Raw genomic sequence first — 22,429 nt, 5'->3', positions numbered from 1 at the left:
GTGATCATGACCGACGAGAGGTACCTCGTCGCCGAGACCAGTTCCGGCGACCGGTGGGACGATCCGTCCGAGGACCTGCTGTACATGCTGGTGGAGGACATCGTCGACGAGCGGGGCGGGTCGTTCCTGCTCCGGCGGATCCACCCGCGGGAAGGGGACACGCTCGAGGTGTCCAGTCTCGACGGGCGGGCGTTCCGGGTGGTGCGGGCCGACGACGACGGGGTGTTCGAGGCGCACAGCGGTGAGCCCCGGGAGGTGCACGCCGCGATCACCCACTGGTCCTTCGAGCGGGCCGACGGGGCGGCGTACTCGCGGTTGGGGTGGCGGGCGGTGTAGCGAGGCGGTCCAGGAGGCCGTCGACCACGATCGACAGGCCGAGCCGGGCGCGGTCGTCGTGGGCTTCCGCGCCGCGGCGGGCCAGGGCCGGGACGACCTCGGCGGCCATGCGGGTGCCGAAGGACTCGTCGTCCGGGTTGGTGGCGGACAGCACCGCGCCGAACAGGTGCGACCACAGGATCCGGGCCGCGTCGGCGATCTCCACCACGCCGGCCGCGCGGAACGCCGTCACCACGCGGTCCACCAAGGGCAGGATCAACGGGCCCGCCAGGCCGTCGACGGACAGCGCCGCCACCGCCCACGGGTCGCCGCGCAGCACCTCGTACACCGTCCAGCTCACCGCCAGCAGTTCGGCGCGCGGCTCCGCGGCGGCCGGTGGCGGCTCGATCTCCTCGGCCACCGCGTCCAGCATCGCGACCACCAGGCCGTCCCGGTCGCCCACGACGGCGGGCAGGGTGGTCGGGTCCACGCCCACCCGGCGGCCGACCGCGCGCAGCGTCACCGCGGCCAGCCCCTCCTCCCGCGCCAACGCCCGCCCCTGCGCCACGACCTCGGCCCGGCCGGGCACCGCGGGCGGCGCGCACACCGGGGCAGGCACCGGTACCGGCGGACCGACGCGCGAGGCCAATCCGTCGAGCAGGATGTCCAGCTTCTCGTTCAGCCACCCACGTCCGCGAAACGTCTCGTCACCCATCTCGGGCCACGCCAACAGGTAGATCTCGCGCAACGACCGCCGACCACGAGGCGTGTCGAACACGCGATCCAACCCGCGCACCCCGATCTCGGTCGCCACCGTCAGGTCCGCGACCAGGTCGATCGCCACCATCGCGTCCTGCTCGGACAAACCCTCGGCTCGCAGCCGAACCCGGTACCCGGTCATCAGCACGGTGGCGCCCGGCGGCAACCCCGGCGCGGTCCACACCGCCTCGGCCAACCCGGGCGACCCGGCCAGGAACCGCCACAGCGCGTCCACGAACGCGGTCAGCAGCTCGCGCCACGGCAGGTCCGCGGGCGGCCAGGAGAACTCGCGCATCGCGAGGTCCAGCGCCGCCAGAACCAGGTCGTCCCGGTCGTGCACGTACCGGTAGAGCGTGGAGTGCCCGACACCGAGCCGACGGGCGACCGAGGGCATGGACAGGTTCTCCATGCCCTCGTCCAGGGCGGCGCGGGCGACGTCGTCCCGGGTCAACGACGGGGGACGCCCCGGACGACGACCCGGCCGGGGCTGTGCGGTCACGCCCCGATCCTAGGTCCGCGCCGCCCGGGCCAGCCGCCACCCACCGGCTCGCGTGCGCTCGCGCCAGAAGTCCGCGTACCGCCCGTCCCGCGCCAGCAGCTCGTCGTGCGTGCCGCGTTCCAGCACCACCCCGTCGCCCAGCACCACGATCTCGTCCGCCCGCACCACGGTGGGCAGCCGGTGCGCGATGACCAGCAGCGTCGACCGCTCCCGCAGCACGTCCAGCGCGTCCCGGACGAACCGCTCGTTCTCCGCGTCCAGCGCCGCCGTGGCCTCGTCCAGCAGCACGATCGGCGCGTTCTTCAGCACCGCCCGCGCGATCGACACCCGCTGCCGCTCGCCACCGGACAACGACGCGCCGCCCTCGCCGACCCGCGTGCCCCACCCGCCGGGCAGCCGCTCGACCACCTCGGCCACCCCCGCGAGCCGACCGGCTTCGCGCACCTCCTCGTCGGTCGCGTCCGGCCGTCCGACGCGGATGTTGGCCTCCAGCGTGTCGTCGAACAGGTAGACGTCCTGGAACACCAACGCGACCTGGGCCATCAGGTCCTCGGTGGTCTGGTCGCGCACGTCCACCCCGCCGACCCGGATCACGCCCGAGTCCACGTCCCAGAACCGCGCGATCAGCCGGGTCACCGTGGTCTTGCCCGACCCCGAGGCACCGACCAGCGCCGTCATCGTGCGCGCCGGCACGGTGATCGACACGTCGCGCAGCACCGGCCGGTCCGCCTCGTAGCCGAACCCGACGCCGGCCAGCTCGATCTCACCGGGTCGCACCACGGGGTCCGAAGTGGACGGTTCCGGCAACGGCTCCTCGGCCAGCACGGCCGCGATCCGCCGGACGTCGTTGTGCGCCATCCGCAGCGCACCGGCCAAAGTGGACACCTCACCAAGTGGGCCGGTGAACCGCGCGGCCAGCGCGAGCACCGCCACCAACCCGATGGCGTCCACGCCGGTCGACAGCGACACCCCGACCGCCACCAGCACGGTGAACGCCGACTGCGCGGCGAGCCCACCGGCCAGGATCCCCGGCACGGACAGCCACAACGCCTTGCGCCCCACCCGGTGCTGGTCCTCGATCGCCCGCTCCAGCGGCTCGTGGCCGACCGCGCCGCGCCCGAACGCCCGCAGCGTCCGCTGGTGCCGGGCGAACTCGACCACCCGGTTCGCCGCCTCCACCGCCGCCGTCTCGGACAGCTCGTCGCCGCGCCCGACCAGCGCGCCGGACCAGCGGAACACCAGGTACAGCAACGGCGCGCACACCACCATCGCGAGCCCCAGCCGCCAGTCGAACACCAGGGTGGCGACCGCGATCGTGATCGGCGTGACGACGCCGGACACCAGCGGTGTCACCAGGTGCGCGAACAAGCCGCCGACGGACACCGTGCCACCGGTGACGATCCGGGACAGCCGACCGACCTTCTCGCCGGAGAACCAGCCCACCGGCAGGGCGCCGACGTGCTCGCCGACCCGTTCGTGCATGGTGGTCAGCACGGTCAGCGCGACCGCGAAACCCTTCATCGCCTGCACGTAGTTCACCACGCACGCGGCCACGACGGCGATCGCCATCAGCCCGAGCCACCGCCCGGTCGCCGCGAGGTCGCCCGCGATCAGCGACCGCAGCACCGGTACCAGCAGCGCCGCCGCGATCCCTTGCAGCACCGCGAACAGCGTCACCCACGCCAGGTACGCGTCGAGCGCGCGGCGTCCGCCCAGGATCGCCGCCAGGTCCTTGATCATCGTTCGTCCCCCTGGTGTGCGGCCCACATCCGCGCGTACCGACCCGCGCGGTGGAGCAGTTCGTCGTGCGTGCCCTGTTCCACGACCTCGCCGTCGTCCAGCACGAGGATCCGGTCGACGCCGGTGATGGTCGCGAGCCGGTGCGCGATCACCAGCAGCGTGCGCCCCTTGGTCAACTCCGACAACGCGTCCTGCACCGCCGCCTCGGACTCGGGGTCCGCGAACGCGGTCGCCTCGTCCAGCACCAGCACCGGGCAGTCGGCGAGCAGCGCGCGGGCGATCGCGACCCGTTGCGCCTCACCGCCGGACAGCCGCGCGTCCACCGTGTCGTAGCCGTCGGGCAGTTCCAGCACCCGCTCGTGGATCCGGGCGGCCTCCGCCGCGGCGCGCACCTCGGCGTCGGTCGCCTCCGGTCGACCGAGCCGGATGTTGTCCGCGATCGTGCCGTGCACCAGCGCGACATCCTGGAGCACGAACCCGATCCACCGGTAGAGCTGTTCGGGCGCGATGTCCCGGACGTCCACCCCGCCGACGCGCACCGCTCCCCCGGTCACGTCGTGGAACCTCGGCAGCAGCGTCGCCAGCGTCGACTTGCCCGAACCCGACGGCCCGACGAGCGCGGTCACCGTGCCGGGTGCCAGCACCGCGCTCACCCCTCGGAGGACGTCGGTCGTGCCGTCGTAGGAGAACCGCACGTCGTCGAACTCGACGCCGTTGTCCCGCGGCACCAGAGGTTCCGCCGCCACCGGGAGTTCCGGCGCGGTCAGCAGGTCGTGCAGCCGCACCGCGGCGGCGCCGGCCAGCCTGCGGTCGTGCGCGCCGAACGAGATGGCCATGACCGTCGTCGGGATCACCATCGCGAGCAGCACCTCGGTGAGCGCCTCGGCGGGCGTGACCCAACCCTCGGAGACGAACCACCACACGCCGGCGAGACTGGCCAGGCCGACCACCGGCGCGGACAGCGCGAGCCCGCTCACCGCCTCCAGCCTCAGCATGGGCCGCACCCACTCGGCGTAGAACCGGCCGAACTCGCCGGCCGCGCGGTGGTACGACTCGTGCGCCCGCCGTTCCCGGCCGAACGCCTTCACCACGCCGATGCCGGTCACGAACTCCACGACGGCGGCGCTGATCCGCGCGAACGCGGTGTTCATCCCCTCCATCTTCTCCTGGTAGCCGCGCATCATCCACGCGTACGCGGCCGCGTAGGCAGGCAGCGTCGCGACGGACAGCAGCGCGAGCCGCCAGTCCAGCAGGAGCAGGTAGCCGATGCCGCCCAGCGGCAGCACGACCGCCGCGGTCAACTCCGGGGAGTGGTGCGCCACCAGGTGGTGCAGCGTGGCGATGTCGTCCTGCGCGGCCTTGCGCACCGCGCCCGAGGACCGCTCGGAGAACCAGCCGAGCGGCACCCGCCCGAGCCGGCGCACGATCCGCCGCCGCAGGTCGGCCTGGAGGTCGACGTCGGCGAAGTGGGTGATCGCGAGCGCCAGTCCCATCAGCACGCCGCGCGCGCCGAGCCCGGCCGCGATCACCCACGCCACCGTCGTCGCGTCGCCGTGCCGCGGCAGCACGTCCGCCAGCGCGCCCAACCCGATGAACGGCACCAGCCCGGCGAGCGCGCTCAACCCGGCCAGCACCATCGCGACCCTGGTCCGGGCCATCACCGGCGCGCGCAACTCGGCCGTGGCCGCCGCCGCGCGCTTGCCCTCCGACACCTCCTCCGGCGCCTCCACCAGCACTTCCCGATCCAGCGTCGCGGTCATCCGCGCCCCCTTAGGTCACCTTGCCGCAGGAGTTTACGACAGGCTGTCTGCTTTAGGTAAGCCTTACCTCATGTACGCTGCGCCTCATGCCCCGGTACTCGGCGATGGACCAGTTCCAACTGAAGGTGCTCACCAAGGCCGCCGCCCTGGTGATGGCTCCCGGCAACTACCGGGACGTGTTCGAGCAGTTCCCGATGACCGTCGTCGCGGTGCGGGAACTGAACGAGCACCTGCGGCGGATCACGTTCCACGCGCCCGGGTTCGCCGACTACCGGCGCACCGGTCCGGACGAGAACTTCGGCCTGCTGATGCCGCGACCCGGGCGTCCGCTCGTGCTGCCGAGCGAGGACAAGATCCAGGTGCGGCAGGCGATCCGGGCCATGCCCGCGGAGCAGCGCCCCGACGCGCGGTGGTACACCGTGCGGTCGCACCGGCCCGAGCGCGCCGAGATCGACGTGGACTTCGTGCTGCACGGCGACACCGGGCCGGGCTCGCGCTGGGCGGGTGCGGTCGCGCCCGGTGACGTGGTGGGGTTCCGGGCCGGCACGTCCGGGTACCGCGCGCCCGGCGGCTCGTGCCTGCTGGCCGCCGACGAGACGGCGTTGCCCGCGTTGGCGTCGATCCTGGAGGACCCGGGCGCGGCCGAGGTGCACGCGTTCGTGGAGGTGCCGGACGAGAGCTACCGGACGCCGTTGCCCGGTCCGGCGACCTGGGTCTTCCGCGGCGCGGACGCGCCGGGTTCGGCGGTGGTCGAGGCGGTCGGCTCGGCGCCGGCCGTGGACTTCGCCTGGGCCTGCGGCGAGTCCGCGCTGGCGACCGGCGTGCGGCGGCACCTGGTCCGGGAGAAGAAGATGGACCGGCGCGCGGTGATGTTCACCGGGTATTGGAAGGTCGGCTCGGCCCGGATGTGACCCGCCCTCGCGGAATCACCACGCGAAACGCGCGACGGCGTTGTCCCGCCCGTTCGAACCGGCGCGCGTCGGGTTGATCACCGGAATGTGCCGTGACCGCGACTGAGCGCTTTCCGGCGAATGATCGACGGTGGCCGAATTGTCACCCGAAAACAATTCCGGCGGACGAGATCAGTGCGCGCCCGGCCACAACCGCCAGGCGCGGGGGCCGCTCGGACCGGGCTTGCCGTTCGCCTCGGAGAACCGAAGCCGCACCCGCGCGCCGCCGAGCCGTCCGCGCTCGACGTGGATCGTGCCGCCGGTCGCCTCGGCCGCGCCCCGCGCGATGTCCAACCCGAGCCCGGTCGACCCGCCGCCACTCGCGCCACGGTCGAGCGCGCGTTCCGGATCCGCGACCCCGGGCCCGCCGTCCTCCACGACGAGCGTGATCCACCCGGCGTGCGTCACCACCGCCACCGACAGCGCCGTCCGCGCAGGCGTGTGGCAGAAGACGTTGTCCAACAACGCGTCCACGACCGCGCCCACCACGTCGGCGGACAGCGGCACGGGCGTCGGCCGGTACGGCAACTCCACCTCGCACCCCCGTCCCTGGTCCTCGGCGTGCACCGCCCAGAACTCCATCCGCGCCGCCACGACCTCACCGAGGTCGCACGTCGCCTCCTCGTCCACCACCGGCCGCAACGCCTCGATGATCCGGTCCACGTCGTGCCCGAGCGCGGTCACCGCCCGCCGAACCCGGTCCGCCACCACCCCACCGCCGAGCGCGTCGGCGTCCAACCGCAACGCGGTCAACGGCGTCCGCAACCGGTGCGACACGTCCGCGATCACCTCCCGCTCCCGCTCGACCACCCGTTCCGCCCGCCGTGCCGCCGCCTCCACCGCCTCGCCCAACGCCCGCAACTCCGCGAGCCCACCACCCGGAACCCGCCCGTCCCGCGCCGCGTCCACCAACGCCGCGACCCCGTCCACCACCGGCACCACCCGCCGCCGCCCGACGCGAACCCCGGCCACCACCCCGATCACCACGACCAGCACCCACCACCCGACCACCCACCAGAACGCGCAGCCGAGCCGGGACCCACCGCCCCGGAGTTCGACCACCCCGCGCGCCCCGGCCCGCCACAACCCGTCCCGTTCCCCACCCGCCGCCACCCGCGCGACGTCGTCCCGCGACGCCCGCCCCACCCCGACCACCGCGCCGTCCGCGAGGTGCACCGCCAACCGCCCCTCGCGCCCGGCCGACGTCCGCGCCACCGCGCTGCGCACCACCTCGACGTCATCCACCGCGGCCACCACCACCCGCACCGCCTCGACCTCGCCGGCATCCCGCTCCTCGACCCGCCCCACCGCGCCGACCCACACCACGCCCAGCCCGCCGAGCCCCAGGACCAGCCCCACCACCACCGCCACGACGAGAACCGCGTTACCCAGCAAGGACTTCACCCCACCACCACTTCCCCGCTCCCCACTCCCCCGCGCCTACCGCCTCGCGAAACGATTCGCGCCACCACACGCACCCCACATCACGCGACCACCCGCGCGCGATCACCAACCACGCCAAGCCCAACCAAGCGCCAGACCAGCCACACGCCGCCCTTCAAGGCCGCTCGGCAACCTCATCGCCCCACCTCCCGCCGAACCACCTGCGAAACGATTCGCAGACCCCCGGCCGCCTGCCCATCGGCGGGTGTGGTCAAGGCCGGGGCCGGGTTCGGCCGCGCGCGGCGAGTGCGCGGATGAAGCGGGCGACCTCGGTCGGCTTCTCCTCGGCCATGTAGTGCCCGGCGTCGATCGGTTCGTAGGTCACGTCGTGCGCCCACGCCTTCCAGATGCCCAGGGGGTCGAAGCCCAACTGGGCGCCCCAGTCCTGGGAGAGGACGCCCACGGGCATGGGGAGCGTCCGCCCGGCCTCGCGGTCCGCGAGATCCAGGTCCAGGTCGATGCCCGAGGTGGCGCGGAAGTCGGCGACGATGGAATCGACGGCTCCGGCGGAACTGTCGAGGTAGTGTCGCCGGACCTCGGGAGTGAAGGTCGAGCCGTCGGTGTCCCAGGTGTCGAGGAACGAAGCGAAGAACTCCTCCGCCACGGCCTTGATCATCTTCTCGGGCAGCCCGGCCGGTTGCGCCATCAGGTACAGGTGCCAGGCGACCTTCGCGTGCACTCCCCGAAGGACGTTCCAGGTGTCGAGCGTGGGGAGAACGTCGAGAATCCCGAGGTACCGGACCTTGTCCGGGTGGTCGAGGCCGGCGCGCACACCGACCAGAGCGCCGCGGTCGTGGCCGATCAGGCCGAAGCGCTCGTGGCCGAGCGCGCCGGCGACCCGCACGATGTCGGTGGCCATGGTGCGCTTGGAGTACGTGTGGGGACCGTCCGCCTGCGGCTTCCCGCTCTCGCCGTAGCCTCGGAGGTCGGGAACGATCACGGTGTGCTCGGTGACGAGGTCCTGCGCGACCTCGCGCCACATGTAGTGGGTTTGCGGGAAGCCGTGGAGCAGGACGACGGCCGGCCCGGACCCGCCTACCGCGACGTTGAGTGCGACGGAGTCGTCGCCGGACAAGGTCTTGTAGTGGAATCCGTCAATGGTCGCCATGGTCATCGGTGTCCTTCACTGGTCCGAGGTGGAGTGCCCGGAGGGCGGTGCGGAGAAGATCCCGGCGGGTAGCCCCGCCGGTCGAGCGGATGTCGCCCGCAGAGCGGGGATGAGGATCGAGTCGACGAGTGCTTCGAGGTAGGCCTCGTCGGTGTCGAGCCCGTTGAGCCGCCGGAGCAGGAGTACCGACCCGGCCACTTCCTCGAAGGGGAAGGGGTCGACGCCCTCGGTCAGTTCACCGCGACGGATCGCGGCGTCCACGACCGAGGCGGGCAACCGGGCCCCGGTCGGTCCGACCGCCCGTTCGATCTCCTCGGCCAGCCCGGGGTCTTCGAGCGCGGCCTGGAGGAGCAGCAGTGCGGTCCGGCCGTCGGTCGAACGCATCGTCGTGATGAGGCGTCGGCACAGGGCGAGCAGGTCACCGCGCAGGCTGCCCGTGTCGATGTCGTCCGCACCCTCCCGACGGGCGGGGCCTGCCTTCAGCGCGGCGACGACCATCTCCCGCTTCGACCTCCACCGCCGGTACAGGGTGGCTTTCGACGCGCCCGCACGACGCGCCACCTCCTCGAAGGTGACTCCCTCGAAGCCGTCCTCGGCCAGCAACGACGTCACTACCTCGAGGATCCTGCCCTCGCGCTCGTCATCACGGGGACGTCCCCCTCGACGTGCCCGACCGGCACCCCGGGTGACGCCGTTGCCCTCATTAAGATACGACACGTGCCGTATCGTATCACCGCAGCCCGCCGACACCTGCGGTCGAGGGCGACCACGGCGGACGGCCCGCGGTGTTCGAAGACGAAATCGCGACCTTCGCCCGCGCGCTCGAGGACGCCGGCACCCCGGTGCCCGACAGCGCGAAAAGCCGGTCGTCAAGTCCGGCGCACCGTGCGTCGCAACGATTCGCGGTATCGCGCGCAGTCCGCTGAGCGGGATCGTCCGCGCGATCGATCTTCGACTGCCGCGCGCCACCACCTGCGAAACCCATCGCAGGACCAACCGCGAAACCCACCACGGGATCGGTGAGGCCGCCGCGCGAACGGCTGCCGGGCCGGGCTTGGTCGCCGCGCGGCCGGTCGAGGACATCGCCGAATCGGGCGCGGTGTCGGCCCGGGAGCGGGTGTGGCCCGATGGCGGCTGATCCGGTTGGCGCAGGACGTTCCCGGTCTCGCGTCGCGGGTCGGGAGCGTCGTGGTCACGGTTCGACCAGCTTCAGACCCACCCCGCGCACCGTGTGCAGGTAGCGCGGTGCGGCGGCGGTTTCGCCCAGTTTGCGGCGGAGCCAGGAGGCGTGGACGTCGATGGTGCGGTCGTCGCCGTGGTGTTGACCCCACACCGCGGTCAGCAGTTCGCGGCGGGGTACGACCCGGCCCGGGCGGCGGGCCAGGTAGGCCAGCAGGTCGAACTCGCGCCGGCTCAGCGCGAGCGGCGCGTCCGCGAGCCACGCGCGGCGGCGGCTCAGGTCGATGCGCAAACCGCCCAGTGCCACCACCTCCTCGTCCTCCGCGCGCGCCGACCCGCCCGCCCTCCGCAGCAGGGCGTTGACCCGCGCGGTCAGCACCGCCACCGAGAACGGCTTGATCAGGTAGTCGTCCGCGCCCGCCTCCAGCAGGCCCACGACCGAACTCTCCGCGCCCCGCGCCGTCGCCACGACCACCGGCACGTCGCTGATCCCGCGCAGCATCCGCAGCACCGCCGCGCCGTCCAGGTCCGGCAGCCCGAGGTCGAGCACCACCAGGTGCAGCACCCGGGACGCGGCCTCGCGCAGCGCGGCGGCGGCCGTGCCGACGGCGTGCACCTCGTGCCCGAGATCGGTCAACGCGTGCGCGAGCGCCGCCCGGACCACCGGGTCGTCCTCGACCACCAGCACCTGGGACATGCCGGCAGGGTAGGCCCGCCGAGCACCTGCGCGAAGCCTTTCCCCCGCTTAGCGCAACCGTTCCCGACCCTTAACGGTGCCTTAGGGAATCGGGCGCTACCTTCTCCGCACGCAGTGGTCGTGGCGCGGATCACATCCGGTTCGCGTGGAATTCGGTGGGAGTGGGCGTGGCGGAAGTCGTTCTCTCCGGCGTGGGAAAAGTCTACGTCGACGGCACGCGGGCGGTCGACGGGTTGAACCTGGAAATCCGGGATGGCGAATTCCTGGTCCTGGTCGGCCCGTCCGGCTGCGGCAAGACGACCGCGCTGCGCATGATCGCGGGGTTGGAGCACGTGAGCGAGGGCGAGATCCGGATCGGCGAGCGGGTGGTCAACGACGTGCCGTCGCGGGACCGGGACGTCGCGATGGTCTTCCAGTCCTACGCGCTGTACCCGCACCTGGACGTGTTCGACAACATCGCGTTCGGGCTGACCCTGCGGAAGCTGCCGAAGGCGGAGATCGACCGCCGGGTGCGCGAGGTCGCCGACATCCTCGAGCTGGGCGAGCACCTGACCCGCAAGCCGCGCAACCTGTCCGGCGGTCAACGCCAGCGGGTCGCGATGGGCCGGGCGATCGTGCGCGCGCCGCGGGCGTTCCTGATGGACGAGCCGCTGTCGAACCTGGACGCGAAGCTCCGGGTGCAGATGCGCGCCCAGATCGCCCGCATCCAGCGCGACCTCGGCGTCACCACGGTGTACGTGACGCACGACCAGACCGAGGCGATGACCCTCGGCGACCGGGTCGCGGTGCTCAAACGCGGTGTGCTGCAACAGGTCGGGCCACCGCAGGAGCTGTACGACCGCCCGGTGAACCTGTTCGTCGCGGGCTTCATCGGCTCTCCGGGCATGAACCTGGTGACCGCGCGCCTCGACCGCGACTACGAGGGCCGGTACTGGGTCGCGCTGAACGCGGACACGTTGCCGCTGCCCGATTCCGTGCTGCACACCAGACCCGCGCTCGCGGACTACGCGGGCCGGGAGGTGATCCTCGGCATCCGGCCCGAGGACATGGAGGACGCGGCGCTCGCCGACGCGGGCGACGGCTCGATCCTGCACTCGGTGGCCGACCTGGTGGAGGCGATGGGCTCGGACGTGCTGGTGCACTTCCCGGTCGACGCGCCGCCCGCGGTCACCGAGGACACCAGGGCGCTGGCCGAGGACACCGGCACGGCCGACCTGCCGAAGGGCCGCGGCACGGTGCTCGTCGGCCGCTTCTCCCCCCGCACGCACATCTACGAGGGCGAGCCGGTCGCCGCCTGGGTCGACACGTCCCGCCTGCACTTCTTCGACCCGGAGACCGGGTCGTCCATCACCACCACGTCAGAGGAGCAGCGATGAACGGCTTGAAGGTGATCACCGCGCTGGTCGCGGCGTCGGCGTTGACGGCGTGCTCGTCCGCGGGCACCCCCGACACCACGACGAAACCCCTGTCCGGCAAGACCATCGAGGTCGCCGGCACCTGGTCGGGCGACGAGCAGGCCCGGTTCGAGCAGGTGCTGGCCGCCTTCGAGGAGCGCACCGGCGCGGACGTCCGGTACACGCCCGCGGGCGACGAGTTACCGACCGTGCTGCAAACCCGGGTGCAGGGCGGCACGCCGCCGAACATCGCGCTGGTCGCGCAACCGGGTCTGGTGGCGCAGCTGGCCCGGACGGGCGCGCTCAAGCCGTTGTCGGCGGAGGTCGACAAGGCCGTCACGGACCACAGCGCGGCGGTGTGGAAGACGCTCGGCAGCGTCGACGGCAAGCTCTACGGCGTCTACTTCAAGACCGCCAACAAGTCCACCGTCTGGTACAGCCAGAAGGCGTTCGACGCCGTCGGCGCGCAGCCGCCCAAGACCTGGGACGAGTTCCTCGCCGTCGGTCGGTCCGTTGTGGACAGTGGACAGGCCGCGGTCTCGGTCGGCGGCGCGGACGGCTGGACGCTCACCGACTGGTTCGAGAACGTCTACCTGCGCACCGCGGGCCCGGACAACTACGACAAGCTGGCCCGTCACGACCTCCCGTGGACCGACCCGACCGTGCGCACCGCGCTGGAGACCCTGGGCCGGCTGTTCGGCGACCCGAGACTGGTCGCGGGTGGCGGCGCGGGCGCGCTCCAGACCGAGTTCCCGAAGTCAGTGGTCGACGTGTTCGGCGAGCCGGCGAAGGCCGCGATGGTCTACGAGGCGGACTTCGTGGCGGGCGTGATCTCCGCGAACACCTCGGCGAAGGTGGGCGAGGACGCCAAGTTCTTCCCGTTCCCGTCGATCAACGGCTCGCCCGAGGCCGTGGTGGCGGGCGGCGACGTGGCGGTGCAGCTCAAGGACGACGACGCGACCGGTCGGCTGATGGCCTACCTGGCCTCGCCGGAGGCGGGCTCGGTGTGGGCGAAGCTGGGCGGTTTCCTGTCGCCCAACAAGGACATCCCGGTCGGCGACTACCCCGACGACGTGACCCGCGACCTCGCCAAGCGGGTCGTGGCGGCCGGTGACAACGTGCGGTTCGACCTGTCCGACCTGGCGCCGGCCGCGTTCGGCGGCACGAAGGGCGCGGGCGAGTGGAAGGCGTTGCAGGACTTCCTGGCCAACCCCGGCGACGTCGACGGCGCGGTGCGGCGACTGGAGGCCGAGGCGGCGAAGGCGTACGGGAAGTGACGACGACCGGGACCCCTGCCCGGCGCACGGGCAGGGGTCGCGCCGATCCGACCCCGGGTCGCGATCCGCGCCACGCGGTGCCGTTCCTGCTGCCCGCGCTGGTCGTGCTGGCCGCGCTCGTGGTGTACCCGCTGGTGTACTCCTTCGTGCGCAGCTTCTTCGACCGGGACGGCTCGGCGTTCGTCGGCGTCGGCAACTACGTCGACCTGTTCACCGACACCCGCACGCTGACCGCGTTCCGCAACAACGTGATCTGGGTGCTGGTGGCGCCGGCCGCGGTCACCGGGCTGGGCCTGGTGTTCGCGGTGCTGACCGAGCGGATCCGCTGGGCGACCGCGTTCCGGCTGGTGCTGTTCATGCCGATGGCGATCTCGCTGTTCGCCTCCGGCATCATCTTCCGCCTGGTGTACGAGGAGGACCCGCGCCAGGGCGTGGTCAACGCGGTCACCGTCGGCGTGCACGACCTGTTCACCGAACCCTCGCCGTACCCCGGCGCGCACCCCAGGGACGGCGTTTTCCCCGCCGCACCAGGGGGTTTCACCTCGACGCCGGTGCGACCGGGCGAGGTGGTCACCGCGCCGCTGGTGGGTTTCGCGCCGGGGAAGGTGGTGCCCGAGGCCTCCGCCGCGTCCACGCCGACGCCCGCGCCGGGCGAGGTGCGCGGCGTGGTGTGGCTGGACGTGTCGGTCGGCGGCGCGCCGGGCCGGACCGACCGGGCCGAGAAGGGCCTGCCGGGACTGGCGGTGGAGGCGTTGCGCGGCAACGAGGTCGTGGCACGCACGACCACCGGCGACGACGGCCGGTTCACCTTCGCCGACCTCGCCGACGGCGAGTACGCGATCCGGTTGGCGGAGACCAACTTCGCGCTGCCCTTCCGCGGCGTGACCTGGCTCGGGCCGACGCTGGTCACCCCGGTGATCATCTCGTCCTGGATCTGGATCATGACCGGGTTCGCCGTCACGTTCATCGCGGCCGGGTTGTCCGCGATACCGCGGGACGCGCTGGAGGCGGCCCGGGTGGACGGCGCGACCGAGTGGCAGGTGTTCCGCCGGGTCACCGTGCCGCTGCTGTCGCCGGTGCTGCTGGTGGTGTTCGTGACGCTGGTGATCAACGTGCTGAAGATCTTCGAGCTGGTGTTCGTGATCGCGCCCGGCTCGGTGCAGGAGGAGGCGAACGTCCTGGCGTTGCAGATGTGGCAGGTGTCCTTCGGCGCGGGCGGCGACCAGGGTGTCGGCAGCGCGCTGGCCGTGGTGCTGTTCCTGCTGGTCGCGCCCGCGATGGTGTTCAACGTCCGCCGGTTCCGCCGGGAGCGGTCGTGAGCGGGCCCGTGACGGGCGCGCCGAGGCGCGGCGTGCTGTCGAGGCTGACCGCGCGGCTGGGCAGCGGCGCGGTGAGCGTGCTGCTGGCCCTGGTGGCGTTGTTCTGGCTGGTGCCGGTGTTCGGCCTGTTCGTCGCGTCGCTGCGGGACGAGAGGGCGAACGCGGCGTCGGGCTGGTGGACGGTGTTCACCGCGCCCACGTCGCTGACCCTGTCGAACTACGCGGACCTGCTGGGTGAGGGCACGGTGCTGAGGTCGCTGCTCAACACGGTGTGGATCTCGGTGCCCGCCACCGCGCTGGTGGTGGTGATCGCGGCGGCGGCCGCGTACGGGTTGGCGTGGATCGAGTTCCCCGGTCGGGACGTGCTGACCACGGTCGTCGTCGGGTTGCTGGTGATGCCGATCCAGGTCGCGCTGATCCCGGTCGCGAAGCTGTTCGGGTTCCTGGGGTTGTTCGGCACCATCACGGGCGTGGTCGCGTTCCACGTGGCGTTCGGGCTGCCGTTCGCGATCTTCCTGCTGCGCAACTTCTTCACGGGGATCCCGCGTGACCTCGTGGAGGCGGCGCGGATGGACGGCGCGACGGAGTGGGTGGTGTTCCGCCGGGTCGTGCTGCCGGTGGCGAAGCCCGCCATCGCGTCGCTGACCGTGTTCCAGTTCCTGTGGGTGTGGAACGACCTGCTGGTGGCGCTGGTGTTCGCGGACCAGGACTCGGCGCCGATCACCGTGGCGCTGCGCGCGCAGCTGCGCCAGTTCGGCACGAACATCGACGTGCTGTCGACCGGCGCGTTCCTGTCCATGGTGGTGCCGCTGGTGGTGTTCCTGGCGTTCCAGCGGTACTTCGTGCAGGGCGTGCTGGCCGGCTCGACCAAGTGACGGCGCGGTCCCCGGCTCGTCAGGGTCGGGGACCGACGCCGTGCAGCAGCGTGTCCACGACCTTCGCCGCCATCACCTCGGGGTCGGTCTCGTCCGTGTGGTGCGCGGCCTCGCCGATGAGCGCGTAGTAGACCTGGCAGGTCCACCCCAGGTCCGCCTCCGCCGCCACCAGCCCGTCGGCCTGGGCGCGGCGCAGCAGGGCCACGCAGCGCTCGGCCAGCGCGCGCTGCCCCTCGGACCACCGCGCGCCGGGCGTGAACGACTCGGTCATCGCGAACGGCCACCCCAGCTTGACCCGCAGCACGCTCGCGGTGACCCCGTGCAGCGCCACGAGCGGCGGCGCGGTTTCCGGGCGGCAGGCCGCGATCACCTCGTCCAGCTGCGCGAACACGTTGTGCACCATGGCGTCCACCAGCGCCTGCCGGTTGGCGAACCTCCGGTGCACGGTCGTCCGCGCCACGCCCGCCGCCTCGGCGACCTGCTCCAGGGACGCGGTCGGGTTCGCGGCCAGCACCTTCTCCGCCGCCTCGAGGATCGTGCGGACGCTGCGCTCGGCGTCGGCGCGCAGCGGGCGTTCCCGGTTCACCACCCCGGCACGGTACCTCGCCGGCCAGAACTGCGTCACCCCTGTTGCATTTAGAGTTGTATCTGCTACAACTGTGTTGCACTTACCGAGCAGAGGAGATGGTCATGAGCACCGCACTGGTCACCGGGGCGTCCGCCGGGTTGGGCGTCGAGTTCGCCGGGCAGCTGGCCGCGCGCGGGCACGACGTCGTGCTCGTCGCCCGGTCCCGCGCCCGGTTGGAGGAGGTCGCCGAGCGGATCCGCCGCGAGCACCGCGTCCGGGCCGAGGTCGTCGTGCAGGACCTGGCCGCGCCGGACGCCGTGCCGAACGTCGTGGCCGCGCTGGCCGAGCGCGCGATCACCGTGCACACCCTGGTCAACAACGCGGGTTTCGGCACGGCCGGCCGGTTCGAGGAGATCGCCGACGGCCGGGACCGCGACCAGTTGATGGTCAACGTGGTCAGCCTCGTCGCGCTGACCCGCGCGCTCGTGCCGCAGGTGCTCGCCGAACGCGGCGCGATCGTCAACGTGGCGTCCACGGCCGGGTTCCAGCCCACGCCGTACTTCGCCACCTACAGCGCGGGCAAGGCGTTCGTGCTCAACTTCAGCCTGGCCCTGCGCGCCGAGCTGAAGGGTCGGGCGAAGGTGCTGTGCGTGTGCCCCGGCCCGGTCGAGACGAACTTCTTCGACACCGTCGAGGTCGGCCGCAGCGCCGCGATCGGCGGCCGGTTCACCACCCCCGAGGCCGTCGTCAAGGCCTCGCTGGCCGCGCTCGACCGGGACCGGGGCTACCTCGTGCCCGGCCTGCTCAACGGGCTCAACGCGCACCTCACGCCGCGTCGCCCGCGCAAGATGGTGGCCGCGATCGCCGAGCGGATCACCAGGACCGCGCTCGGCGACGCCCTCACCGGCACCGTCACCAGGTGATGTCGGCCAACGACTCCAGCGGCGCCCGGTCGGTCAGCGACTCCGGCGTCGCCAGGGTGTCCGCCGCGTGCAACGCCTCGGGGAAGGCGAACCCGCAGCGCTGCTCGACGTCGCGAACGCCGACCTGGAACACCCGGAACTCGTCCAGGTCGAGCGACTCCAGCTGATCGAGGTTCTGGGTCAGCACGAACGCGCGCGCCTTCAGCTCGCCCTTCTCCACGAACGCGATGACCTTCCAGTACTCGCGCGGCAGCGGCACGCCGCGGAACACCCGGTCGTCGTCCTGGAACACCGGACCGCCGTAGACGCTCACCCGCAGGTGGTCGACCTCGACGTCGGAGAGCACCGCGTCCTCGAGCCTGCCCCACAGGCCGTTGCGCATGCTCTGGTTGAAGTCGTCCATCTGCGGGGTGATGTTGGTGAAGAAGAACGAGTCCTTGTTCGCCCGCTCGGCGTCCTTGCCCCACAACAGGTCCGCGCGCCGGGCGAGGTGGCCGCGGTCGAGCCGGTTGTTCTTGTACAGCTCGTCGCCGACCTGGAACTGCCGGGGGATCCGGGAGTCCAGCACGAACGGGATCCCGCTGCGGTTGATCGACTTCAGGTCACCGCCGTCGATGTTCCACGCGACCCAGTAGGCGAACCGGCGCCGCTTGTGCAGCGCGAGCGAGAAGTGCGTGTAGTCGATCACCGGCGACCCGCCGAGCAGCACCGGGTCCGCGTCCGGGCCGAACGTCGGCACCCCGACGGGCGTGCCGAGGAAATCCGGGTCGAACCCGACCGGCGCGACCGCCTCCGCCCGCTCCGGCGGGGACAGCGCGATCTCCAGCTTCTCGAACACCGACGTCGGCAGGCACGCCAGCGCGTGCTCGTCCGGGTTCTCGCCGGTTTCGCCGCCGAAGTGCAGGCCCGCCAACACCTTCGACGTGCGGCCGTTGGCCGCCTTGAACACCCACGCCGAGCCCGAGTCGCCGCCGGAGCTGATCTCGCCGCCGGGTCCCGGGCGCGCCGGGTCGGGCCCGATCTCGAAGCACCCGATCTGCTTCTCGCCCTGGCCCGGGTAGGTGATCTTCACCAGGCAGTCGACCCGGCGGACCACGCCGTGGGTGACACCGGTGGTCCGCCCGCTCTTGACCACTTTGTCACCCAGTTCGGGGTCACCCAACTGGTCGATGGCAACGCCCAGGTCCAGGATCTGGTCGGTGTGCGCGCGACCCTCGATGGTGGCGATCGCGCAGTCGCCCGCCGCGCCCAGGTGCGACCGGACGAGCACGCCGAGCCGGTTGCGGTCGACCCGGTTGTCGTCGTGCGGACCGGGTTGCACCACCAGCTGGCCGATCTCGCCGAGCGCGCCGTGCAGCACGTGCCAGTTGCTCAGGACGTAGGGCGTGCCGTCGGCGCGGTCGTAGACCACGAGCCCGACGGTGCCGGCCGACCCGTTGGCACTCGCGACGCTGACACCCGCCGCCACCGGGTCCACCCGACTCTTCCGCTCACCGCCGGAAGTCTCTTCCACCACGCGGAATTCGGTGTGGTAGTCGCGCTGGAGCACGTCGGTCGGCACCACCACCCCGTCGACCTCGACCGACTCCGGCAGCAGCGCGGTGCCGAGCGCCTCCAACTGGTCGGGCTCGGCCTTCTGCCGCACGGTGAACTGGACCGCGATCGTGTCGGTCGCCCGAAGCCCTTCGACCTTGTGCCCGATGCCGATCGACGTGACGTTCGGATCCGCCAGGTAGTCCGCGCCTCGGGTGCGCACGAACGTGCGCAACGCGGCGGACAGCGGTTGCTTCTTCTTGGCCATGGCCCGACCCCCTTGTTGGCGGTGCGCCTGGCTGTCGACCAACAACCCAGCCGTGTTAGCCCACCGTTACGGCGTTCACCCCTTCGGGCGAGGATTCCGAGATCAAGAGGACGAACAACAAACAAAAAGTGACTCCGGGTTGAACATCCCCACCACCCACACCCACCTCACCCGAATGGCCCCAACCAGCCGCCTTCACCCACCAACCGCCAACTGCCGCCCGCGATCCGGAGGCCATCGGACTTGAGCCGACGGATCTTGCAGCCTGCTGCCGGCGGCACTCGGCGCCTTGGCGGGACGGCGAGCGGGCAGACAGCGGAAGTCGGGCGGCAGGAGGGAGGTAGGCGGGAAGCAGGCGAGCGGACAGGCGGCGGGGCCGCAGGCAAACGGACAGCGGGCGGGCGGAGGCAGCGGCGAGCAGGTGGCAGGCGGGCAGCGAGCGGGCGGCAGTCGCGGCAGGCGGCGATTGCGGCGGCGGGTGGGAGGCACGCGGGCACGCAGGCAGGCAGGCGGCGGCGGGGCCGCAGGCGGACGGAGGCAGCGGCCAGCAGAGGGCAGGCGGGCAGCGAGCGACCGGGCAGTCGCGACAGGCGGCGGTTGCGGCGGCGGGCAGGAGGCACACGAGCGGGCAGGCGGCGGCAGGCGGGCAGGCGGCGGCCGTGGCGGTGATGGCGGCAGCAGCAGTGGCGGCGGTGGCGGCGGTAGGTGGCAGGGAGGCCGGGCGGAGAGCGGCACGCGGGCGGAGGCGAGCGGGTAGGCGGTCGGCGGCGGGGCGGCCGCAGGCAACGGGGCGCCGGGTCCGGTCGCAGGTGAGCAGTAGCCGGCGTGAGGCAGGTGGCATGCGAGCGAGCAGGCAGGCGGCAGTCGCGGCAGGCGGCGGCCGTGGCGGAGGCAGTTGCGTCAAAGGCGGCGGCGGGGTCGGCGGCGGGTGTGGTGGAGGTGTGCGTGTTGTGGTTGGGTTGTTGAGCTTTGTGGGATTGTTCTACGATCCGGCAATTCTCATGTTCAACGTGGCTCATGTTGAACACTCCGCAGCTCAGCGCAGGCCGTGGTCCCGGGCGTACACCGCGGCCTGGGTGCGGTCTCGGAGGCCCAAGCGGGCGAGGATTCTGGAGATGTGGTTTTTCACCGTGCCTTCGCTCAGGTTCAGGTGGCGGGCGATTTCGCGGTTGGTGGAGCCTCGGGCCACCAGTCTCAGCACGTCCACCTCCCGGCCCGTCAGGTCGTGCTCCCGCACCGACACCTCCACCGGCACGCGCCCCAACGCCACCGCCACCCGAGCCGACGCCGCCGGGTCCAGCTGGTGCACGCCCTGGTGCGCCAACCGCACCGCCGCCGCCAACTCCCCCGCCGGCCGATCCTTGAGCAGGTACCCGCAGGCACCCTCCCGCAACGCGCGCACCACGTACTCCTCGTCGTCGAACGTGCTCAACACCAGCACCCGACAAGCCGGCGCGCACTCCCGCAACACCCCCAGCGCCTCCAACCCGTCCATCACCGGCATCCGCACGTCCATCAGCACCACGTCCGGCGCCGACTCCAGCACCGCCGCCACCGCCGCCCGACCGTCACCCGCGGTACCGACCACCGACACCCCGTCCTGGAGGTCCAGCACCGCCGCGATGCTCTCCCGGATCAACCGCTGGTCGTCCACCACCAGCACCCGCACCGTCACGGCGACCGCCGCGGGATCGTCACGGTCAACCGGGTGCCCGCCGAGCAGTCCACCTCCAGCACCCCGCCTTCCTGCTCGACCCGCTCCCGCATCCCCAGCAACCCGTACCCCTCCGGCCCCCGCAACCCGAGCCCGTCGTCCGCGACCACCAGCTCCGCCTCCGACTCTCCACAGTGGACGGACACGGACACCGTCGACGCCGACGCGTGCCGCAGCGCGTTCGTCACGCCCTCCTGCGCCACCCGGTACAGCGCCAACAACTGCGACGGCGCGTACCGCCCCTCGTCACCCTCGACCGACGCCGTCACCCGCAACCCGCGGGTCAGGTCCTCCAACGCGGTCGCCAACCGGAACGGCTCGCGCAACGTGCGCACCGAGCGGCGCACGTCCTCCAGCGCCCGCCGGGCCGACTCGCGCGCGTCGGCCAACGCCCGGTCCACCACGTCGGGATCGCGGTCCCGGAACGCCTCGGCCTTCTCCAGCAGCACCGCCACCGCCGTCAGGTGGTGCCCGAGCCCGTCGTGCACGTCGCGCGCCACCCGGTTCCGCTCGGCCGCCGCGGCCAGCTCCACCACCCCGCGCTGCCCCTCCACCGCCACCGCCGCCATCGCGACCACCAGCACCAGCCCGATCGCGAACATCGCCAGGTCCGACACCTGGTCGACCTGCCGCGTCCACCCCGGCCGGGTCACGCCGAACACCGCCACCACCAGCCCGAGGCAGCCGACGCCCACCACCACCGCCACCCGCCTGCCGAACGCGACGTAGGCGAAGTACGGCAGCAGCAGGAACAACACCCGGGACATGCCCGACCCGTCGGCCCACACCACGACGAGGTAGAGCGCGACCCGGACCGCGAGCAGCGCCGCGGGTAACCGGTGGGAGAAGTGGAGCCGGTGCGCGAGGTCCAGCGCGCACGCCAGCAGCAGCCCGGCGACGAACGGCACGACGCGCACCTCGCCGAGTCCGGACACGGCCGCGTACCCGCCGGCGACCAGCACGACCCCGTACAGGAGCGGAGACAGCCAGGGCACCATCCGCGCAGGCTACCGGCCCCACGCGAGGATTCGTCAGCTGTCCCACGACACGTGCCGATCGGCACGGGTGGTGTGGACCATGCGCACTTACCGCCGTGCCGGACGCGTTCCTAGCGTCACCGCCATGACCTTCCTACCGCGTTTCGGCGCCGTCTGCGGCGCACTGTCCGGCCTCGCGATCGCCGTGCCCGGCGCGATCGAGGCGTTCACCGGCGAGATCGCGCCGACCAGCGTCGTCCTCGGCCTGTCGCCCGCGCTGGCCGCGCCACTGGTGACCGCCCTGTTCCTGACCCAGCGGACCGACCGGTTCGCCCGCCTGGCCTACGCCGTGGAGATGATCGGCCTCGGCCTGTTCGGCGCGGCGGCCTTCGCGCTGAACGTCGTGGTGTTCTTCGCGTCCGGCGACGTCCTGACGGGCCCGAGCAGACTCGTGCTCTCCGCGAGCGCCTTGACGTTCGTGGTCGGCACCGTGCTGTTCGCGATCGCCCTGCACCGCGCCGGCGCGCACCCGAGGGTGCCGGTGTGGTCGTTCGGCATCGCGCTGCCGGTCTTCACGCTCGCCGCCCGACTGCCCGACACCCCGCTGACCAGCGGCTTGCACGTCGTCGTCGGCGCCACCCTGGTGTGGCTCGCGACGTCGGCCTACGCGAAGGCCGCGACGTCGTCCACCGGCACGGCGGCCCGGAACGCCTCGGCGGTGACCGTGCCGGCCTCGTCCGAGTCGTAGTCCACGACGATCCGCCACCGGCCCTCGACCCGCCGGGAGAAGGTGTGGAACCGACCGTGGAACACCTTGCGCGCGTCGCCGCGACTGGCCGTGATCCGGAAGACGCCCCGCTCGCTGGCCGCCTCACCCGCCGCGATGCGCTCGGTGAAGCGGAACTCGATGGCCAGCCCGTCGCCGCGCTCGGCGCTGTCGGTGAACCACTGGGCGGTTTGCATGGCGTACTCGTTGTAGCTCTGCACCTGCTTCGCCGGACCGCCCGCGCGGATCAGGTCCGGGCTGTGCACGTCGAGGAACGCCTCGGTGTCCAGCGCGCCGTACGCGCGCCGGAACGCGTGCCACACATCCCGGTTCAACTCGTGGAGGAGTCCGGTGTCAACCACGCA

At 72.4% G+C, this 22,429-nt stretch carries 20 protein-coding genes; 8 read left to right on the top strand and 12 right to left on the bottom strand.

The genetic code is table 11. The features are described 5' to 3' along the window. Positions 1–6 precede the first annotated feature (6 nt). Entirely contained in the window at positions 7–336 is a 330-nt protein-coding gene (locus AB0G50_RS08950; protein WP_360104049.1) for a hypothetical protein, read from the top strand. On the opposite strand, the gene AB0G50_RS08945 is transcribed toward AB0G50_RS08950, so the two are convergent. Genes AB0G50_RS08945 through AB0G50_RS08935 form a run of 3 tightly spaced genes read right to left on the bottom strand, consistent with a single transcriptional unit; the run spans position 269 to position 5,073 of the window. After that, complete coding sequence (locus tag AB0G50_RS08945; RefSeq protein ID WP_360104046.1) at positions 269–1,573, bottom strand: TetR/AcrR family transcriptional regulator; 1,305 nt, start codon at positions 1,571–1,573, stop codon at positions 269–271. The two genes, AB0G50_RS08950 and AB0G50_RS08945, sit on opposite strands and share 68 nt — an antisense overlap. 9 nt (positions 1,574–1,582) lie before the next feature. Beyond that, positions 1,583–3,313, bottom strand: coding sequence for an ABC transporter ATP-binding protein (locus tag AB0G50_RS08940; protein WP_360104043.1), 1,731 nt, complete (start codon positions 3,311–3,313; stop codon positions 1,583–1,585). After that, positions 3,310–5,073 carry an ABC transporter ATP-binding protein gene (locus AB0G50_RS08935; RefSeq protein WP_360104040.1) on the bottom strand — a complete coding sequence of 588 codons (1,764 nt, stop codon included), beginning with the start codon at positions 5,071–5,073 and terminating at the stop codon, positions 3,310–3,312. Before AB0G50_RS08935 ends, AB0G50_RS08940 begins: the two co-directional genes overlap by 4 nt. An 86-nt stretch (positions 5,074–5,159) precedes the next feature. Here AB0G50_RS08935 and AB0G50_RS08930 point away from each other — a divergent pair, with 86 nt between their 5' ends. Continuing rightward, positions 5,160–5,984 carry a siderophore-interacting protein gene (locus tag AB0G50_RS08930; RefSeq protein WP_360104038.1) on the top strand — a complete coding sequence of 275 codons (825 nt, stop codon included), beginning with the start codon at positions 5,160–5,162 and terminating at the stop codon, positions 5,982–5,984. A 171-nt stretch (positions 5,985–6,155) separates the two neighbouring features. Here AB0G50_RS08930 and AB0G50_RS08925 read toward each other — a convergent pair whose 3' ends face one another. The 4 genes from AB0G50_RS08925 to AB0G50_RS08910 all read right to left on the bottom strand — a co-directional run bounded on the left by AB0G50_RS08925 (position 6,156) and on the right by AB0G50_RS08910 (position 10,450). Continuing rightward, entirely contained in the window at positions 6,156–7,427 is a 1,272-nt protein-coding gene (locus AB0G50_RS08925; RefSeq protein WP_360104035.1) for a HAMP domain-containing sensor histidine kinase, read from the bottom strand. 250 nt (positions 7,428–7,677) lie between these two features. Continuing rightward, positions 7,678–8,580 (bottom strand): alpha/beta hydrolase, encoded by a 903-nt coding sequence (locus AB0G50_RS08920; RefSeq protein ID WP_360104032.1) that lies wholly within the window; start codon positions 8,578–8,580, stop codon positions 7,678–7,680. Between the two features lie 9 nt (positions 8,581–8,589). Beyond that, positions 8,590–9,186 carry a TetR/AcrR family transcriptional regulator gene (locus AB0G50_RS08915; RefSeq protein WP_360104029.1) on the bottom strand — a complete coding sequence of 199 codons (597 nt, stop codon included), beginning with the start codon at positions 9,184–9,186 and terminating at the stop codon, positions 8,590–8,592. A gap of 580 nt (positions 9,187–9,766) precedes the next feature. Next, entirely contained in the window at positions 9,767–10,450 is a 684-nt protein-coding gene (locus AB0G50_RS08910) for a response regulator transcription factor (protein WP_360104026.1), read from the bottom strand. 167 nt (positions 10,451–10,617) lie between these two features. On the opposite strand from AB0G50_RS08910, the gene ugpC reads away from it, so the two are divergent. Genes ugpC through AB0G50_RS08890 form a run of 4 tightly spaced genes read left to right on the top strand, consistent with a single transcriptional unit; the run spans position 10,618 to position 15,315 of the window. Continuing rightward, on the top strand, positions 10,618–11,826 hold the full coding sequence (ugpC, locus tag AB0G50_RS08905; protein ID WP_360104023.1) for a sn-glycerol-3-phosphate ABC transporter ATP-binding protein UgpC: 1,209 nt from the start codon (positions 10,618–10,620) through the stop codon (positions 11,824–11,826). Then, positions 11,823–13,121, top strand: a complete 1,299-nt coding sequence (locus AB0G50_RS08900) for an ABC transporter substrate-binding protein (RefSeq protein WP_360104020.1) — start codon at positions 11,823–11,825, stop codon at positions 13,119–13,121. Before ugpC ends, AB0G50_RS08900 begins: the two co-directional genes overlap by 4 nt. Next, positions 13,118–14,440, top strand: a complete 1,323-nt coding sequence (locus AB0G50_RS08895) for an ABC transporter permease subunit (RefSeq protein ID WP_360104017.1) — start codon at positions 13,118–13,120, stop codon at positions 14,438–14,440. The genes AB0G50_RS08900 and AB0G50_RS08895 overlap by 4 nt, the downstream gene beginning before the upstream one ends. Further along, on the top strand, positions 14,437–15,315 hold the full coding sequence (locus AB0G50_RS08890) for a carbohydrate ABC transporter permease (protein ID WP_360104014.1): 879 nt from the start codon (positions 14,437–14,439) through the stop codon (positions 15,313–15,315). The genes AB0G50_RS08895 and AB0G50_RS08890 overlap by 4 nt, the downstream gene beginning before the upstream one ends. Before the next feature lie 19 nt (positions 15,316–15,334). On the opposite strand, the gene AB0G50_RS08885 is transcribed toward AB0G50_RS08890, so the two are convergent. Next, positions 15,335–15,904, bottom strand: coding sequence for a helix-turn-helix domain-containing protein (locus tag AB0G50_RS08885; RefSeq protein ID WP_360104012.1), 570 nt, complete (start codon positions 15,902–15,904; stop codon positions 15,335–15,337). A gap of 101 nt (positions 15,905–16,005) precedes the next feature. Here AB0G50_RS08885 and AB0G50_RS08880 point away from each other — a divergent pair, with 101 nt between their 5' ends. Further along, on the top strand, positions 16,006–16,806 hold the full coding sequence (locus AB0G50_RS08880; protein ID WP_360104009.1) for an SDR family oxidoreductase: 801 nt from the start codon (positions 16,006–16,008) through the stop codon (positions 16,804–16,806). Here AB0G50_RS08880 and AB0G50_RS08875 read toward each other — a convergent pair. From AB0G50_RS08875 to AB0G50_RS08865, 3 genes are all read right to left on the bottom strand, one after another. Then, positions 16,796–18,607 (bottom strand): DNA/RNA non-specific endonuclease, encoded by a 1,812-nt coding sequence (locus AB0G50_RS08875; RefSeq protein ID WP_360104006.1) that lies wholly within the window; start codon positions 18,605–18,607, stop codon positions 16,796–16,798. The genes AB0G50_RS08880 and AB0G50_RS08875 overlap by 11 nt on opposite strands. A gap of 1,036 nt (positions 18,608–19,643) precedes the next feature. After that, entirely contained in the window at positions 19,644–20,282 is a 639-nt protein-coding gene (locus AB0G50_RS08870) for a response regulator transcription factor (protein WP_360104003.1), read from the bottom strand. Continuing rightward, positions 20,279–21,319: a sensor histidine kinase gene (locus AB0G50_RS08865; protein WP_360104000.1), complete on the bottom strand. Its 1,041-nt coding sequence runs from the start codon at positions 21,317–21,319 to the stop codon at positions 20,279–20,281. Before AB0G50_RS08865 ends, AB0G50_RS08870 begins: the two co-directional genes overlap by 4 nt. Positions 21,320–21,443: 124 nt before the next feature. Here AB0G50_RS08865 and AB0G50_RS08860 point away from each other — a divergent pair, with 124 nt between their 5' ends. Continuing rightward, positions 21,444–22,046: a hypothetical protein gene (locus AB0G50_RS08860; RefSeq protein WP_360103997.1), complete on the top strand. Its 603-nt coding sequence runs from the start codon at positions 21,444–21,446 to the stop codon at positions 22,044–22,046. On the opposite strand, the gene AB0G50_RS08855 is transcribed toward AB0G50_RS08860, so the two are convergent. Next, complete coding sequence (locus AB0G50_RS08855) at positions 21,962–22,426, bottom strand: nuclear transport factor 2 family protein (protein WP_360103994.1); 465 nt, start codon at positions 22,424–22,426, stop codon at positions 21,962–21,964. The two genes, AB0G50_RS08860 and AB0G50_RS08855, sit on opposite strands and share 85 nt — an antisense overlap. Positions 22,427–22,429: the final 3 nt, after the last annotated feature.

Source organism: Actinosynnema sp. NPDC020468 (assembly GCF_040642015.1).
Taxonomy (GTDB): domain Bacteria; phylum Actinomycetota; class Actinomycetes; order Mycobacteriales; family Pseudonocardiaceae; genus Actinosynnema.
This window is presented reverse-complemented; position numbering and strand designations above follow the sequence as displayed.